Source organism: Geothrix limicola (genome assembly GCF_030268085.1).
GTDB lineage: Bacteria > Acidobacteriota > Holophagae > Holophagales > Holophagaceae > Geothrix > Geothrix limicola.
The window spans coordinates 56,643-70,784 of record NZ_BSDE01000010.1 but is presented as its reverse complement, the minus strand read 5'-3'; the positions used below and the strand labels follow the sequence as shown (position 1 = coordinate 70,784).

General features: G+C 66.7%; 13 protein-coding genes. 4 read left to right on the top strand and 9 right to left on the bottom strand.

The window, feature by feature from the left end; translation table 11 throughout:
* Positions 1 to 96: 96 nt before the first annotated feature.
* On the bottom strand, positions 97 to 309 hold the full coding sequence (locus tag QSJ34_RS18225; protein WP_285578061.1) for a hypothetical protein: 213 nt from the start codon (positions 307 to 309) through the stop codon (positions 97 to 99).
* A 121-nt stretch (positions 310 to 430) separates the two neighbouring features.
* Between QSJ34_RS18225 and QSJ34_RS18220 the strand changes: the two genes are divergently transcribed.
* Both QSJ34_RS18220 and QSJ34_RS18215 read left to right on the top strand, forming a co-directional pair.
* Positions 431 to 790 (top strand): cupin domain-containing protein, encoded by a 360-nt coding sequence (locus QSJ34_RS18220; protein WP_285578059.1) that lies wholly within the window; start codon positions 431 to 433, stop codon positions 788 to 790.
* Positions 791 to 853: 63 nt separating this feature from the next.
* Positions 854 to 3,730, top strand: a complete 2,877-nt coding sequence (locus QSJ34_RS18215; protein ID WP_285578057.1) for a M16 family metallopeptidase — start codon at positions 854 to 856, stop codon at positions 3,728 to 3,730.
* 18 nt (positions 3,731 to 3,748) lie between these two features.
* On the opposite strand, the gene QSJ34_RS18210 is transcribed toward QSJ34_RS18215, so the two are convergent.
* From QSJ34_RS18210 to QSJ34_RS18200, 3 genes are all read right to left on the bottom strand, one after another.
* Entirely contained in the window at positions 3,749 to 4,345 is a 597-nt protein-coding gene (locus QSJ34_RS18210; RefSeq protein ID WP_285578053.1) for a non-canonical purine NTP pyrophosphatase, read from the bottom strand.
* 147 nt (positions 4,346 to 4,492) lie between these two features.
* Positions 4,493 to 5,494 carry a ThiF family adenylyltransferase gene (locus tag QSJ34_RS18205; protein WP_285578051.1) on the bottom strand — a complete coding sequence of 334 codons (1,002 nt, stop codon included), beginning with the start codon at positions 5,492 to 5,494 and terminating at the stop codon, positions 4,493 to 4,495.
* 73 nt (positions 5,495 to 5,567) lie between these two features.
* Positions 5,568 to 6,032: a DUF6941 family protein gene (locus QSJ34_RS18200; RefSeq protein WP_285578048.1), complete on the bottom strand. Its 465-nt coding sequence runs from the start codon at positions 6,030 to 6,032 to the stop codon at positions 5,568 to 5,570.
* A 101-nt stretch (positions 6,033 to 6,133) separates the two neighbouring features.
* On the opposite strand from QSJ34_RS18200, the gene QSJ34_RS18195 reads away from it, so the two are divergent.
* A complete protein-coding gene (locus QSJ34_RS18195; protein ID WP_285578047.1) occupies positions 6,134 to 7,741 on the top strand; it encodes a bifunctional metallophosphatase/5'-nucleotidase in 1,608 nt (535 codons plus the stop codon).
* 6 nt (positions 7,742 to 7,747) lie between these two features.
* Here QSJ34_RS18195 and QSJ34_RS18190 read toward each other — a convergent pair whose 3' ends face one another.
* From QSJ34_RS18190 to QSJ34_RS18170, 5 genes are all read right to left on the bottom strand, one after another.
* A complete protein-coding gene (locus tag QSJ34_RS18190) occupies positions 7,748 to 8,647 on the bottom strand; it encodes a hypothetical protein (protein WP_285578044.1) in 900 nt (299 codons plus the stop codon).
* A gap of 79 nt (positions 8,648 to 8,726) precedes the next feature.
* Positions 8,727 to 10,652: a 1-deoxy-D-xylulose-5-phosphate synthase gene (dxs, locus tag QSJ34_RS18185; RefSeq protein WP_285578042.1), complete on the bottom strand. Its 1,926-nt coding sequence runs from the start codon at positions 10,650 to 10,652 to the stop codon at positions 8,727 to 8,729.
* Positions 10,653 to 10,660: 8 nt separating this feature from the next.
* The gene (locus tag QSJ34_RS18180) at positions 10,661 to 11,560 is read right to left on the bottom strand and encodes a polyprenyl synthetase family protein (protein ID WP_285578039.1); all 900 of its coding nucleotides are present in this window, start codon (positions 11,558 to 11,560) and stop codon (positions 10,661 to 10,663) included.
* On the bottom strand, positions 11,557 to 11,796 hold the full coding sequence (xseB, locus tag QSJ34_RS18175; RefSeq protein ID WP_285578037.1) for an exodeoxyribonuclease VII small subunit: 240 nt from the start codon (positions 11,794 to 11,796) through the stop codon (positions 11,557 to 11,559). The genes QSJ34_RS18180 and xseB overlap by 4 nt, the downstream gene beginning before the upstream one ends.
* 59 nt (positions 11,797 to 11,855) lie before the next feature.
* Entirely contained in the window at positions 11,856 to 12,590 is a 735-nt protein-coding gene (locus QSJ34_RS18170) for a DUF4412 domain-containing protein (protein WP_285578035.1), read from the bottom strand.
* Between the two features lie 93 nt (positions 12,591 to 12,683).
* Between QSJ34_RS18170 and QSJ34_RS18165 the strand changes: the two genes are divergently transcribed.
* Positions 12,684 to 14,054, top strand: coding sequence for a sigma-54-dependent transcriptional regulator (locus tag QSJ34_RS18165; RefSeq protein ID WP_285578031.1), 1,371 nt, complete (start codon positions 12,684 to 12,686; stop codon positions 14,052 to 14,054).
* Positions 14,055 to 14,142: the final 88 nt, after the last annotated feature.

The window sequence follows — 14,142 nt, the reverse complement described above, 5'->3', positions numbered from 1 at the left end:
AATAAGGCTCGACTGGCAGGGCATGTTTTTGCTGAACTGTGGAGGTTCACCCGAGCACCTCTGAAAGCTGTTTGGTCGCACTTTCAGCTTCCCAGATCAGCTCGGGTGAACAACCTGATTGGCACTTACAACTAGCGAGGCGGTGCCGAAGCGCAGCAGCGCCAGTTCGCCGGGGCCGTAGCCGTCAGGTCCGGGAAGCCCACTGGGCGTCAGCCGCAGGCCCGCGCGGATGCCGGCGAAGGCCGAGGCCCACAGCACCAGCACGCCCGCGATGGCCATCCAGGTGCGGGGTTCCCGTGTCCACGTCATGCCTCCCAGCCTAGCAGCGGCCACCGCGCAGCTGCGCCGTAGCCCCATCCGAGCCCCTCGTTGGCCCGGCCACGGGGAGCGGGCAGAATGAAGCGTGGGATTCCGATCCACGGGAGTGCGCATGATCCGAAGGCTGTCCGACCTGGTGGAAGCACCCAAGATGAACATCCGCGGCGGCATCGGCGCGGCGCGAGGCGTGGACTACCTGAGCCACGGCGAGATGTCGGGCCTGCTCAGCATGGGCCGCACGACCCTGGAGCCCGGATCCACCATCGGCGAGCACGCCCATCCCAACACGGAGGATCTCTACCTCATCCTGGAGGGCCACGGCCAGGGCGTGCTGAACGGCGAGCGCTTTCCCGTGGGCCCGGGCGACATCTTCCTGGTGAAGGCCGGGGGAAGCCACGGCCTCATCAACGATTCGGACGGCCCGCTCACCTTCCTGGGCCTGCTCACCCGATCGGCGGAAGAGGCCCCCTGATTCCAGAGGCTCCAGATCCCATTCTGCGGGACACTGGGAGGTCCCCCGCTGAAAGGATCTGCCATGCGTCGATTCATCCTCGCCGCCCTGCCCGCGATGCTCGTGGCCGCGCCAGCACCCGCACCAGCGGCGCCGAAGCGCGCCATCAAGGTGGCCTTCCCCTTCAAGATCCACCAGAAGAGCTGGCCCAATGGCCTGAAGGCCGTCGTGATCCCCACGGGCATGCCCAACCTGGTGAGCCTGCAGATCCCCGTCAGCACGGGGTCGCGCAACGAAGTGGAAGCGGGGAAGTCCGGCTTCGCGCACTTCTTCGAGCACATGATGTTCCGCGGCACGCCGACGGTGAAGCCCGAGCAGTGGAACGCCCAATTGCAGAAGAGCGGCGCCAGCCAGAACGCCTTCACCAGTGACGACCTGACCAACTACCACACGCTGGTGGCCAAGGAGGATCTGGAAACCTGGATTCGGTTCGAGGCGGACCGCTTCCAGCACCTCACCTACAGCGAGGGCGACTTCAAGACCGAATCCCGCGCCGTGCTGGGCGAGTACAACAAGAACGCGGCGAACCCGCTCGGCAAGCTCTTCGAGGTGCAACGCGACGCGGCCTTCACGACGCACACCTACAAGCACACGACCATGGGCTTCCTCAAGGACATCGAGGACATGCCCAACCAGTACGCCTATTCGAAGCAGTTCTTCCAGCGCTGGTACAAGCCCGAGAACATCACCATCATCCTGGCCGGAGACGTCACGCCCGAGCAGGGTTTCGCCTTGGTGGAAAAATACTTCGGCGCCTGGAAGCGCGGCACCGCCAAGCCACCGGTCATCCCCGCCGAGCCCGAGGCGAAGGCGCCGGTGACGGCCCACGTGGCCTGGGAGACGCCCACCCTGCCGTGGATGACCGTGGCCTTCCACACGCCGGCGCATTTCAGCACCCGGGACAAGGCCTCGAGCGCGCTCGATTTCGCGGCCGAGGAGCTGTTCGGCGAGCGCTCGGAACTCTACCAGCGCCTGGTGGTGAAGGAGCAGAAGGTCGACCAGCTCTTCACCAACGGCGGCGATTCGAAGGATCCCGACCTCTTCACCATCGGCGCGCGGCTCAAGAACCCCAGCGACATGGCCTACGTCCGCGACCTCATCATCGAGGCTTGCGCCAAGGGCCGGGCCCTGCCCTTCAGCGCCACCAAGCTCGAAGAAGCCAAGACCGAAGCTCGCCTGGGCTTCCAGCGGAGGCTCGATTCCACCAACGCCGTGGCGTCGCTGGTGGCCCGGCTCACGAGCTACGAACGGGATCCCGAGGCCGTCAACAAAGTGATGGCCCTGCAGGAGGCCGTCACGGTCGACGACCTCGCGGCCATCGCCAAGGCCACCTTCCGGGATCAGGCCCGCGTCATCACCACGCTGGCTCACGGGCCGCTTCCCGAGGATCTGAAGGCGCCCTTCCAGGGCGTGGAGGCCCGGGCCGCGAAGCTGGCGGAGCTGCCTGAACTGCCGCTGCTGGAGGAAGCCAATGCGGCTTCGCCCCTCATCAACGTGCGCGCCTCGTTCCGCGTGGGCTCCATCCACGATCCCAAGGGCAAGGAGGGCCTGGCCCAGCTCGCCGCCTCCATGATCACGGAGGCCGCCACCCAGCTGCGCAGTCTGCCGGAGCTCACCAAGGCCTACGGCGCCACCGGCGGTCGTCTCGCCGCCCAGGTGGACAAGGAACGCACCACGTTCACCCTCAACGTGCCGAAGCTGAAGGCCGCGGAAGCGCTGGAGCTGATGCTGGAACAGATTCTTCAGGCGGGCTTCAAGGCCGAGGATTTCTCGCGTCTGAAGACCCAGCAGCTGAATGCCCTGAAGGTGGGTTTGAAGGGCAACAACGATGAGGAGCTCGGCAAGGTCGCCCTCGAAGCACGGATGTACGTGGGGCCCTACGCCACGCCCGTGCTCGGCACGGAGGGCGGCCTGGCGGCCATCACCCTGGAGGATGTGCAGGCCTTCGCCCGCGCCTTCTACACGCGCAAGCGGGTGTTCCTGGGCCTGGGCGGCGGGTTCGAGGCCGCGCACAAGGCCGCGCTGCTGCGGGGGCTCGGCCGCCTGCCGGATACGGACGCGCCCAAGGTGATGGTCAACGAAGCCGAGCATCAGGACCGCAGCCACCTGCAGATCGTCGTGAAGGACACGCGGGCCACGGCCATTTCCTTCGGCCTGCCTCTGCGCGAGCGCAACGACAAGGGCGAGCTGCTGGATGCCCGCGTGAACCGCGCCCACCCGGATTTCCCCGCCCTCTGGATCGCCACCAGCCACCTCGGCCAGCACCGCAACAGCACGGGCGTGCTCTACCAGCGGCTGCGCGAGGTCCGCGGGCTCAACTACGGCGACTACGCCTACCTGGAAGCCTTCCCCAACGGCATGTTCCAGTTCCAGCCGAGCCCCGGCGTGGCGCGCACCTACAACCACTGGCAGGTGTGGATCCGCCCCGTGCCGCCAGCTGCGGGCGCCTTCGCCATCAAGGGCGCGCTCTTCGAGATGGACAAGCTGATCAAGCAGGGGCTCAGCGAGGCCGAGTTCCAGGCCGCGCGCACCTTCCTCGTGAGGTTCATGGATCACCTTACGGACACGGGGGCCAAGCGCCTGGGCCACGACATGGACGACGCGGCCTTCGGACTCGGGCCCTACGCCGACACCATGAAGGCGCGGCTGCTCAAGGTGAGCCGCGAGGACGTGAACCGCGTCATCCGCAAGTATCTCCGAACCAGCGCCCTGGATCTGGTGGTGGTCACGAAGGATGCCGAGGCCTTCAAGCGCGACCTGCTGGCCGAGGCCTCGCCCGTGCCGGTCTATACGGCCCCGAAGCCCGAGCTCGCAGCCGAAGACGAGGCCATCCGCCGGCTCAAGCTGGACCTGGATCCGAAGGACATCACCGTCACGCCCGTCGAGGAACTGTTCAAGTAGTTCGGAAGGTGCGCGGGCTCAGCGCACCGAACTGAACCGCTCCCTCAGCGCCGCGCAGGCCCGCGCGCGGTGGCTGAGGGTGTGCTTGAGGTCGACGGGCAGCTCGCCGAAGGTCCGGTCGTGGCCATCGGGGATGAAGATGGGGTCGTAGCCGAAGCCCGCCTCGCCGCGGTGCTCGAAGGCGAGGCTGCCCTCCACGGAGCCGCTCACGGTGAAGGCTTCGCCCCTGAGGGGCACGCAGGCCAGCACGCACACGAAGCGCGCGCTGCGGTCGGCGCCGTCCGGAAGCATGCCGAGCAGACGGCGGTTCTTGTCGCGATAGGCGGGCAGATCCGGCGCGAAGCGGGCGCTCAGCACGCCGGGGCCGCCCCAGAGCGCGTCCACGCAAAGGCCGGAATCATCGGCGAGCACGCCGTCCACGGGCTCGCTGCCATGCTCCAGCCACCAGGTCCGGGCCCCTTCGGCCTTCTGCAGCGCGTTGTCCTGGAAGAAGGCGCCGGTCTCCGGCAGCTCGGGCGCCTCCGCGGGCCACAGCACGAACTGCAGGTCCGGCAGCAGCGCCGAGAATTCGCGCAGCTTGCCGGCGTTTCTTGAGGCTAGAAGAACCTTCAGCATCGCGTCATCACCCGTTCATCAGAGCTAAGGAATTTTGAAAGCTGAGGAAAGCTGAGAGGCGGAGGAAAGCGGAGAACGGGGTGTTTTTTCTCCGCTTTCCTCAGCCCCTCCGTTCTCCTCCGCTTATGGACATTCTTTTGTCGGAGATCAGCACCCCACCACCTCGGTGTACCAGCTTCGTGCGCGCTCGGGGCTCATGGGGCCGTGGACGAGGGCGCGGCCGTCGGCGAAGAGGGTGATCTCGTCGGGGCCTTCGAAGCCCTTCAGCATGAGGCCGGCCTGTTTCCAGGGGCTGCGGGTGCGGGCTTCCAGGCGGGATTTCAGCGCGGCGAGGTCCAGCTTGCCCGGGGGGTTCACGCGGATCTGCACGCCTTCGAGGCCGCAGAGCGCGCTGGCCTTCAGCGTCCAGCGGGCATCGAGGAATTCGGTGAGCTTCCCGGTGCAGAAGCGGCAGCGGGATCTGGGAGGCTTGAGGAACTGGCGCTCGTCGTGCCAGAAATCGAAGCGGGCCAGGTCGGGGTGGGGCGCCTTCCCCGTGAGCACCTTGAGGGCCTCCAGGGCCGCCCAGCTGCCGATGACGCCCACGGTGGGGCCCAGCACGCCCGCGCTGTCGCAGGTGTCCACGTCGCCGCCCGCCGGGGGTTCCTCGATGAGGCAGCGCAGGCAGGGGGTGTGGGGCGGGTTCAGGGGCCAGACGACGCCCTCGCCGCCGATGGCGCCCGCATAGATCCAGGGCGTGCCCGTGAGGATGGCCACGTCGTTGATGAGGAAGCGGGCCTCGAAGTTGTCGGTGCCGTCGCAGATGAGATCGAAGCCCGAGAGCAGCTCCCGCGCGTTGCCGCTGGTGAGGTCGGCCACCACGGCCTTCAGCTCGATGCTGGAGTTGGCTTCGGCGAGGCGTTCGGCCGCCACCTCGGCCTTGGGCCGGCCCAGATCCGATTCGCCGTAGAGCAGCTGGCGCTGGAGGTTGCTCGCCTCCACCAGGTCGCGGTCGATGAGGGTGAGGTGCCCCACGCCCGCGCGCGCCAGCCAGGGCGCGATGACCGAACCCGTGGCGCCCAGGCCCAGGATGGCCACGCGCTTCGAGCGCAACGCTTCATCGGCTTCGCGCCCCAGGAAAATGCGTTGCTTGGCGTAGCGGCTGGGCATGGCGTCTCCAGCCTTCAGTCTAAAAGGAACGCGGCGCCCGGGTGGGCGCCGCGTCGGGAAAAACGGAAGGGGATTAGTTGCCGCCCTGACCGGCCTCGGCCATGGCCTTCTCGTACTCGGCCTGGAGACGGCTGGCGTCCGAGATGGCGAACTTGTAGACGTACTCGAAGCGGTCGGCACCCTTGGTGAGGGCGATGATCACTTCGTAGACGCCTTCGGCGTTCACTTCGAAGGGGCTGGCGATGACGTTGAAGGTGCCTTCCTTGGCGCCGTCGGGGATCTGCACGTCGCTGTCGCGGATCACGTCCTTGCGGTCGCCGGTGGGGCTCACGATGGAGAAGCCGAACTTGAACTGGCCGTCCATGCGGGAGAAGCGGGTGTAGAAGCACACCTTGGGCAGGGTGAAGGGCACCTGGGGGACCACGATGTGGTGGTCATACAGGCCCATCAGCGAGGTCTTGCCGCCCATCTCCTGGCGGATATCGTCGCAAAGCAGCGTGAATTCGTGCTTGGGGGCCTTGATCTGGACTTCTTGCATGGGGGCTCCAAAAAGAGGGGGCATCCTTGGGTGAAGGGAAAGTTTACCCTTGAAGTCCGCCCCTTCCAACCATCGGATGGCGGGGTCACCCTGGAGTCCGCATGCGGCATTGGTTCTGGATCCTGTTGATCACCCTGGGCCTGTCGGCTCAAGAGGCCCGGATTCAGATTCTTGGAACCACGGACATGCACGGCCACGTGATGGCCGAGGACACCTTCAGCCTCCAGCCCGCGAACCAGGGGTGGGCAAAGATCACAACCCTGATCCGCCAGCAGCGGGCCCTCAACCCGAACACGATCCTCATCGACTCCGGCGACACGATCCAGGGCGAACCGGTCAACTATGTGCGCAACGTGCTGCGCCGGGACCTGCCCGAGCCGAGCGTGGCCGTCATGAATGCGCTGGGCTATGCCGCCATGGCCGTGGGCAACCACGACTACGATTTCGGAATGGAGGTCCTGCGCGAGGCGGAAAAGCAGGCGAAGTTCCCCTTCCTCTCGGCCAACACGGTGGACGCCAAGGGCAAGCCGGGATTTCCCACCCATACCTTCGTGACGGTGGCGGGTATCCGCGTGGCCCTGGTGGGGTTCACGACGCCGGGTGTGCCCTCGATGACCGAGCCGGGCAATTATGCCGGCTTGTCCTTCCGCGACATCGTGGCGTCGGCGAAGGTGCTGATCCCGCATCTTCGCGACAAGGAAAAGGCCGACGTCGTGGTGGTCCTCATGCACTCGGGACTCGGCGCCGTGAACGGCCGGGAGGGCGATGAGAACGCGGCCCTCCGGCTGGCGGACGAGGTGCCGGGCATCGATGCCATCTTCTCGGGCCACACGCACCAGGCCCTTCAGGTCGAGCACAAGGGTGTGCCCATCCTGCAGGCCCAGTGCTGGGGCCGGGCCCTCGCCGTGGCCGAGCTGAGCCTCCGCCAAGAGAAGGGCCATTGGCGCGTGGTGGCGAGTTCGGAACGGCTGCTGAAGCCCGACGACCAGACGGCCATCGATCCCGAGGTGCTGGGGCTGACGGCCGATCTGCGCACGGTGACCGACCGCTACCTCGATACGGCCGCCACCAATCTGCTGGTGGACCTGGACAGCCGCTGGGCGCGGATGGAGGACACCCCGCTCATGCAGCTCATCCACCAGGTGCAGCGCCAGGCCACGGGCGCCCAGCTGTCGGCCGCCGCGAGCCCCGGGCCCAAGCTCTTCATCCCCAAGGGACCGACGAGCGTGCGCCAGTTCTACGCGCTGTCTCCCTATGAAAGCCAGGTCGCGAAGATCCGCATCAACGGGGACCAGTTGAAGCGCTACCTGGAGCACGGCGCGCGGCACTACACGCGGAGCTGGGAGCCCGAGCTCTACAACCGCGACGTGCCCTTCTACAACTACGACATGGTGGACGGCGTATCCTACGCGCTGGACCTGGGCCAGCCCGTGGGTGACCGGATCCGCAACCTCAGCTACCAAGGCCAGCCCGTGAAGCCCGATCAGACCTTCACCCTGGCGATCACCACGTACCGGCTGCGCGGCGGCGGCGGCTACATGGCGGCCATCGGCTTCACGGGCGCGCCCGAACTGATCACGAAGGCCTCGCAGCGCAACCTGCTCTTCGAGTACGTGCTGTCGCGGCCCACGCTGAATCCCACGCCCACCAACACCTGGCGCACGGTCCCCTTCCTCGATCGCGAGCGGGTGCTCAGTCTCGCGCGTTGAGGGCTGCTAGCGGATCTTCACGAGCAGCAGGCCGCCCTTGGGATTGACGAAGACCGCGTCGGATTCGAGCACGCCGATGAGCAGGTGGGTTTCGTCCAGACCGGTGGGGAGGAATTCGAGCAGGGACTGGGCGAATTCGATGCGGGCCAGGGCCAGGCCCTGGAGGGTGCCGCGCTGCGCGGCGGGGATCTGGGAGGCCTTCACGGCGGCGAAGACCACGCCCTTGCCCGGCCAGAGGGCCATGGGGCCGCGGTCGAGGGCGACGCCTTCCAGGAGGGGCGCCGGCTGCCCGTCGGGCAGGTGGAGGGTGGTCTCAGCCACCTTCTTGCCGGAGGTGCCGTCGAGGATGGCGAGGTTCAGCGTGTTCTTGTCGGCCATCAGCACGTTGCCGCCATCGTCGGTGAGGACGGGGCGCCGGTTCTGGGGCACAGGTCCGTCGCTCTTGGGCGGCTTGGCGCCGAAGGACCAGAGCAGGCTGCCTTTGAAGTCGCGCTTCTCGAGGTAGGGTTCGGTGGTGCGGTACGAGAGCACGAAGCCCTTGGCGTCCCAGCACACATCGCCGACCTCGGCGGGCAGCTTGAAGTTGTCGACGCCCCGGCCCGCCTTGTCGATCTGGTTGGCTGCCGGGCCATGGAAGATCCAGGCGTTGCCCCGCGGATCGATGAGCCAACGCTCGGGCTGTCCCTCGACCTTCGCGAGCGGGATGCTGCCCATGAGGCCGCCCTCGCGCATCCAGGTGTGGAGCGTTCTCGCGGCGGGATCATAGAACGTGAACGAATCGTCCTTGTCCTGCTTGGCCCAGCTGCGGGCCTGGCTGGCGGCGTCCCAGGACTGGGCGCAGAGCACCAGGGAGGAGAAGCCGATGGCGGCGCTTAGCAGGGATAGACGGATGGAGCCATTCCTCACGAAATTCCTCGGGGTGGAGTCTGTCAACAGGGGTATGGACCAACCATAGGAAACCCCGGCCCCATTCGCAAGTTTTTACTTAGATTTGACTGGCAAAGGCTTGGATCCTGCGGAAGAGCGATTTGGGGCCGAGGCCCTCTTCTTCCAGCAGCCGCTTGGGATCCCCATGGTGGACCAGGTGGTCGGGTACGGCGCAGCGGAGCATGGGGCGCAGGAGGCCGGCATCGGCCAGGGATTCCGCGACGGCGCTGCTGAAGCCGCCGGGGGCGCAGCCCTCCTCGAGGGTGACGAGGCCCTTGCAGCGGCCGGCCCATTCCCGGATGAGCGCGTCGTCCAGGGGCTTGATGTAGCGCGCGTTGATCACGGCGCAGGAGAGGCCTTCCTCCTGGAGGGATTCGGCCAGGGCCATGGCGGGCGCCACCATGGCGCCGACGGCGCAGAGCAGGAGGCCGTCGCCTTCGCGCAGCAGCTCGCCCTTGCCGATGGGCAGGGCCGTGATGGGTGTTTCGAGGGGCACGCCGAGGCCGTTGCCGCGGGGATAGCGCAGGGCCGCGGGGTGGCCGCAGTAGATGGAGGTCATCAGCATCTGCCGCAGCTCGTTCTCGTCCTTGGGCGCCATGAGGATGATGTTGGGCAGGCAGCGCAGGTAGGCCAGGTCGTAGAGGCCGTGGTGCGTGGGGCCGTCGGCGCCCACGATGCCTGCGCGATCCAGCGCGAAGGTCACGGGCAGGTCCTGGATGCAGACGTCGTGGGCCACCTGGTCGAAGCCGCGCTGCAGGAAGGTGCTGTAGATGGCGCAGACGGGCCGCATGCCCTGGGCCGCGAGACCCGCGGCGAAGGTGACGGCGTGCTGTTCGGCGATGCCCACGTCGAAGCAGCGCTCGGGGAAGGCCTTCTGCAGGATGTTCAGGCCCGTGCCATCGAGCATGGCGGCGGTGATGCCGACGATCTTCTCGTCGGTCTTCGCCAGTTCGACGAGGGTCTTGCCGAACACGCTCGTGTAGCTGGGCGGGGCGGGCTTGGTGGGGTCTGAGGCGGCCTTGATGATCTCACCGGCCTCGGCGTCGAAGGCCGTCACGCCGTGCCACTTCAGGGGATCCTGCACGGCGGGCTCGTAGCCGTAGCCCTTCTTGGTCTGCACGTGCAGCAGCACGGGACCGTCCTTCATCTTCTCCTTGGCCTCGGCCAGGGCCTTCGAGGTGGCGTTCACGTCGTGGCCGTTGACGGGCCCCATGTAACGGAAGCCCAGATCCTCGAAGAGGAGGCCCGGCACCATCAGCCGCTTGAAGCTCTCTTCGCTCCACTTGGCGGCCTTGGCGACGCCCTTGCTCAGGCCTTCGAGGGGAATGGCCTTGATGGCGTGCTCGATGCGGTCGCGCCAGCGGTGGTAGTACTGCCCCGACATGATCTGGTTCAGGTAGCCCTGCAGCGATCCCACGTTGGGATTGATGCTCATGTCGTTGTCGTTGAGGATCACGAGGAAGTTCTTGGTCTCCAGGTAGCCCGCCTGGTTCAGGGCCTCGAAGGCCATGCCCGCGGTCATCGATCCGTCGCCGATGACGGCGATGCAGGTGTGGTCCTGCTTTTGCAGATCGCGTGCCGTGGCCATGCCGAGTACGGCGGAGATGCTGGTGCTCGCGTGGCCCGCGCCGAAGTGGTCGTAGGGGCTTTCGTCGCGCTTCAAAAATCCCGACAGGCCGTTGTGCATGCGCAGGGTGGGGAAGCGGTCCTTGCGGCCCGTGAGGATCTTGTGCGGATAGGACTGGTGGCCTACGTCCCACACGATGCGGTCCTGCAGGAAGTCGAAGTGGTGGAAGAGGGCCACCGTGAGTTCGACGGTGCCCAGGTTCGAACTGAAGTGGCCGCCGGTTTCCGACACGGAGGCGATGAGGAAGGCGCGCACCTCGGCGGCTAGCTGCTCCAGCTGGGCGGGAGTGAAATGCCGGATCTGCTGGGGGGCGGCCAGGGAATCGAGGAGGGGGTAGGGGCTGCTGGGAGTCGTCACGGGTCGGCTTACTTGGCCCGCTGGGCCAGGTATCGCGCCCAGGCTGCCAAGGAATTGCGGTTGGGAAGGGAGGCTAGATGACATAGGGCGGTCTCGGTGGCTTCACTCAGGGCTTTGCGGGCACCATCCAGGCCCAGCAGGGAAGGGTAGGTGATCTTACCCTTGCCGGCATCCTTTCCGGCGCGTTTGCCCAGGTCGGCATCCGTGGCGGTGGCATCAAGGATGTCGTCCTGGATCTGGAAGGCCAGGCCGATGGCCTCGCCGTAGGCCCGCAGGGCCGCCCGTTCCGCGGGGGCCGCGCCGCCCAGCACCGCGCCGATTTCCAGGGAGGCGCGCAGCAGGGCGCCGGTCTTCAGGCGGTGGATGAGGCGGAGGTGGTCCAGGTCGTAGGCTTCGAGTTTCTCGCCTTCCAGATCGAGGGCCTGGCCGCCGGCCATGCCGCGCCAGCCGGCGCCCTCGGCGAGGAGGGCGAGGGCCTCGGCCTTTCGAACCGGTTCCAGATCCGCGGCGGCGAGCACACCGAAGGCTTCGGTTAGCAGCGCGTCTCCGGCCAGGATGGCGTGCCCCTCGCCGTAGACCTTGTGGTTGGTGGGCCGTCCGCGGCGCAGGTCGTCGTCATCCATGGCGGGCAGGTCGTCGTGGATGAGCGAATAGGTGTGGACGTATTCCAGGGCGAGGGCGCCCGGCAGGGCCTGGGCCGCGGTGCCGCCCACGGCCTCGCAGGCCAGCAGGCAGAGCACGGGCCGCACGCGCTTGCCGCCGGCCTCCAGGCTGTAGCGCACGGCTTCGCCCAGGCGGGCGGCCTCTCCCTGGCGGAAGGGCGCGGTCAGCGACGCGTCAAGCAGCGGAATGAGGCGGTCCAAGTCCGCCTTGACCTGGGCGGAGGCGTCCTGCGCGGCGTCGATCATCGGGATCCCTTGGCCTCGTCCAGGGGCTCGGCGCGGTACTCGCCGCCCAGGCCGGCCTTCAGGACCTCCACCCGGCGCTGGGCCTCCGCCAGCTGCTTCTGCAGGGCCTGGCTCAGCTGGACGCCCTCCTCGAACCGGGCCAGGGCCTCCTCCAGGCTGAGGCTGCCGGATTCGAGCTGCTGCACCAGCGTCTCGAGCCGGTCCAGGCCATCGTCGAAGGAAGGTTGGGCGGTCATGGGGCATCCAAGGGAAGGGGCCCGCGAGGGGCCCCGTTCAGTCTAGGTGAATTGGCGCTTCAGTGCTTGCCCCTCATGGCGCCTTTCATCTCCTTGCCGCCGTCCTTCACGGTGTAGTCCGCAGGCAGGGCCCAGGTGGATTCGGGGATGGAGCTGGTGGAGATGGCCGTGGCCTCGGTGGTGACGTCCATGCCCATCAGGCCCGTGATGTGGGTGCGGAGCGGCACACCCTTGAGGCGGGCGGTCTCCTCGTAGATGCGCTTGAAGAGGGCGCCGGCCTGTCCGGGCATCCGGTTCACCATGGTCATGGCCTTGGCGTAATCCCGCACCGGCACCTGGAGGCTGGGATCCACGCTCATCTCCTCGATCATCTTGCCGAGGGTGATGCGCACCTTCTTGCAGGGCCGGCCCATGACGGTGTCGGGCCCCAGCTGCTCGACCTTGATGTCGCTGACATCGCCGAACATCATCTTCGTCACCATTTCGGGCATGCCGGCCATCTGGTCCTCCATGGCCTGCATGGCCTCCTGCATGTCCTTGAAGGTGAGCTTGGTGATGACCTTCTTGTTGTGGTCGATGCTGTAGATGACCTCCTGCCCGTAGTCCACGAAGCTGTCGATCTTGGACGCCGCGTGGTTGACGCGCATCTTGCTCGGGCTGAAGTACTGGACCTGGGTGCCATCCTTGGCAAAGGCGCCTTTGCCGGTGACCTGGCTGGTGATGGTGAGATCCGAAGCCAGCAGGCTTGGAAGGGCGATCAGGGCCGCAAAGACAGACGCCAGAAGGGTGCGCATGGGAATTCTCCGTGGAGGGGCCCCCCGAGCATACCCCTGCTCCCCCACCGGGGCTAGGTCACTTTGAGATACCTTCTAGGTTTGGGGGTACCCATGGCCCGCGTGCTCGTGGTGGATGACAGCAAGGAGACCTGCGAGTTCCTGGAGGAGCTCCTGGAAACCATGGGGCTGGACGTGGCCAAGGCCACCCATCCGGACAAGGCCATCGAGCTGCTGCACAAGGAATCCTTCGATCTGCTGCTGTCCGACATCAACCTGGAAGCCAAGAAGGATGGCCTGGACCTGCTGCGGGAAGCCAAGCCCCTGGGTGTGGACACGATCCTGCTCTCGGGCTTCGGCACCCTGGAAACGGCCATCGAGGCCGTGCGCGAAGGGGCCTTCGACTTCCTCAGCAAGCCCTGGAACAACGAGGAACTGAAGGCCCTCGTGACCCGCGCTCTGGCGCGCCGGCAATCCAGCGGCCACGGCGTGGCCCAAAGCGCCTCGCCCAAGGGCAAGCGCAGCCTCATGATCGGGTCGAGCCCGAAGATGATGGCCGTCTACAAGACCATCGCCAGCCTGCAGAACAGCCGGGCCACGGTGCTCATCACCGGTGAAAGCGGCACGGGCAAGGAGCTGGTGGCCCGCAGCATCCACCTTTCCAGCGACCGCCGGGATCGGGCCTTCGTGGCGGTGAACTGCGGCGCGCTGACGGAAACCCTGCTGGAATCCGAACTGTTCGGCCACGTGAAGGGCTCCTTCACGGGCGCCATCGGCGAAAAACCGGGGCTATTCGAAGAGGCTTCGGGCGGCACGATCTTCCTCGACGAGATCGGCGAAACGAGCCCCAGCTTCCAGGTGCGCCTGCTGCGGGTGCTCCAGGAGCAGGAGATCCGCCGTGTGGGCGGCAACAAGACCATCAAGGTGGACGCCCGGGTCATCGCGGCCACGAATCGGGATCTGCAGGTGATGGTCAAGGCCGGCACCTTCCGGGAGGACCTCTACTACCGGCTCGGAGTGGTGGAACTGGCCGTTCCGCCCCTGCGGGAGCGGCGGGAGGACATTCCGGCCCTGCTGGATCATTTCCTTTCGGAATTCGGACAGAAGGACGGGCACAGCTACCAGCTTCATCCCGAGGCGCGGCGTGTGCTCGAAGCCTATTCGTGGCCCGGGAACGTGCGCGAGCTGAGCAACGCGGTGGAGAATCTCACCCAGCTGAGCCGGGGCTTGGAGATCGCCGTGGATGACCTGCCGGCCAAGATCCAGGCCGACGTGCTCAAGCGGGCCCTCCGCCGCCCGGAGGCGGGCGAGGCGGTGCCGGGGCTGATCGAGGATTGGCCTACTCTCGATGAGCTGGAGCGTCGGTACATCCAGGTTCTGATTGGGCGTCATAAGGAAAAACAGCGCATCGCCGAGATTCTCGGGGTGGATCGGACCACGCTCTATCGGAAGCTCAAGCGCTACGGATTCCACGACGGCGAGTAGCGGACGTCGGGGGCCAAAATCGTCGCAGCCTGCCACAAGTTGCAGAATGCGACAGAATTTGTGAATTTCAAATTAGCTTAAGGTTATT

Bases quoted from the DNA above. Each gene is read 5' to 3' on its own strand.
- QSJ34_RS18180 (WP_285578039.1), bottom strand. From the start codon at position 11,560: ATGATCGACGCCGCGCAGGACGCCTCCGCCCAGGTCAAGGCGGACTTG.
- QSJ34_RS18165 (WP_285578031.1), top strand. From the start codon at position 12,684: ATGGCCCGCGTGCTCGTGGTGGATGACAGCAAGGAGACCTGCGAGTTC.
- QSJ34_RS18170 (WP_285578035.1), bottom strand. From the start codon at position 12,590: ATGCGCACCCTTCTGGCGTCTGTCTTTGCGGCCCTGATCGCCCTTCCA.
- QSJ34_RS18205 (WP_285578051.1), bottom strand. From the start codon at position 5,494: ATGCCCAGCCGCTACGCCAAGCAACGCATTTTCCTGGGGCGCGAAGCC.
- QSJ34_RS18225 (WP_285578061.1), bottom strand. From the start codon at position 309: ATGACGTGGACACGGGAACCCCGCACCTGGATGGCCATCGCGGGCGTG.
- QSJ34_RS18210 (WP_285578053.1), bottom strand. From the start codon at position 4,345: ATGCTGAAGGTTCTTCTAGCCTCAAGAAACGCCGGCAAGCTGCGCGAA.
- QSJ34_RS18195 (WP_285578047.1), top strand. From the start codon at position 6,134: ATGCGGCATTGGTTCTGGATCCTGTTGATCACCCTGGGCCTGTCGGCT.
- xseB (WP_285578037.1), bottom strand. From the start codon at position 11,796: ATGACCGCCCAACCTTCCTTCGACGATGGCCTGGACCGGCTCGAGACG.
- QSJ34_RS18200 (WP_285578048.1), bottom strand. From the start codon at position 6,032: ATGCAAGAAGTCCAGATCAAGGCCCCCAAGCACGAATTCACGCTGCTT.
- QSJ34_RS18220 (WP_285578059.1), top strand. From the start codon at position 431: ATGATCCGAAGGCTGTCCGACCTGGTGGAAGCACCCAAGATGAACATC.
- QSJ34_RS18215 (WP_285578057.1), top strand. From the start codon at position 854: ATGCGTCGATTCATCCTCGCCGCCCTGCCCGCGATGCTCGTGGCCGCG.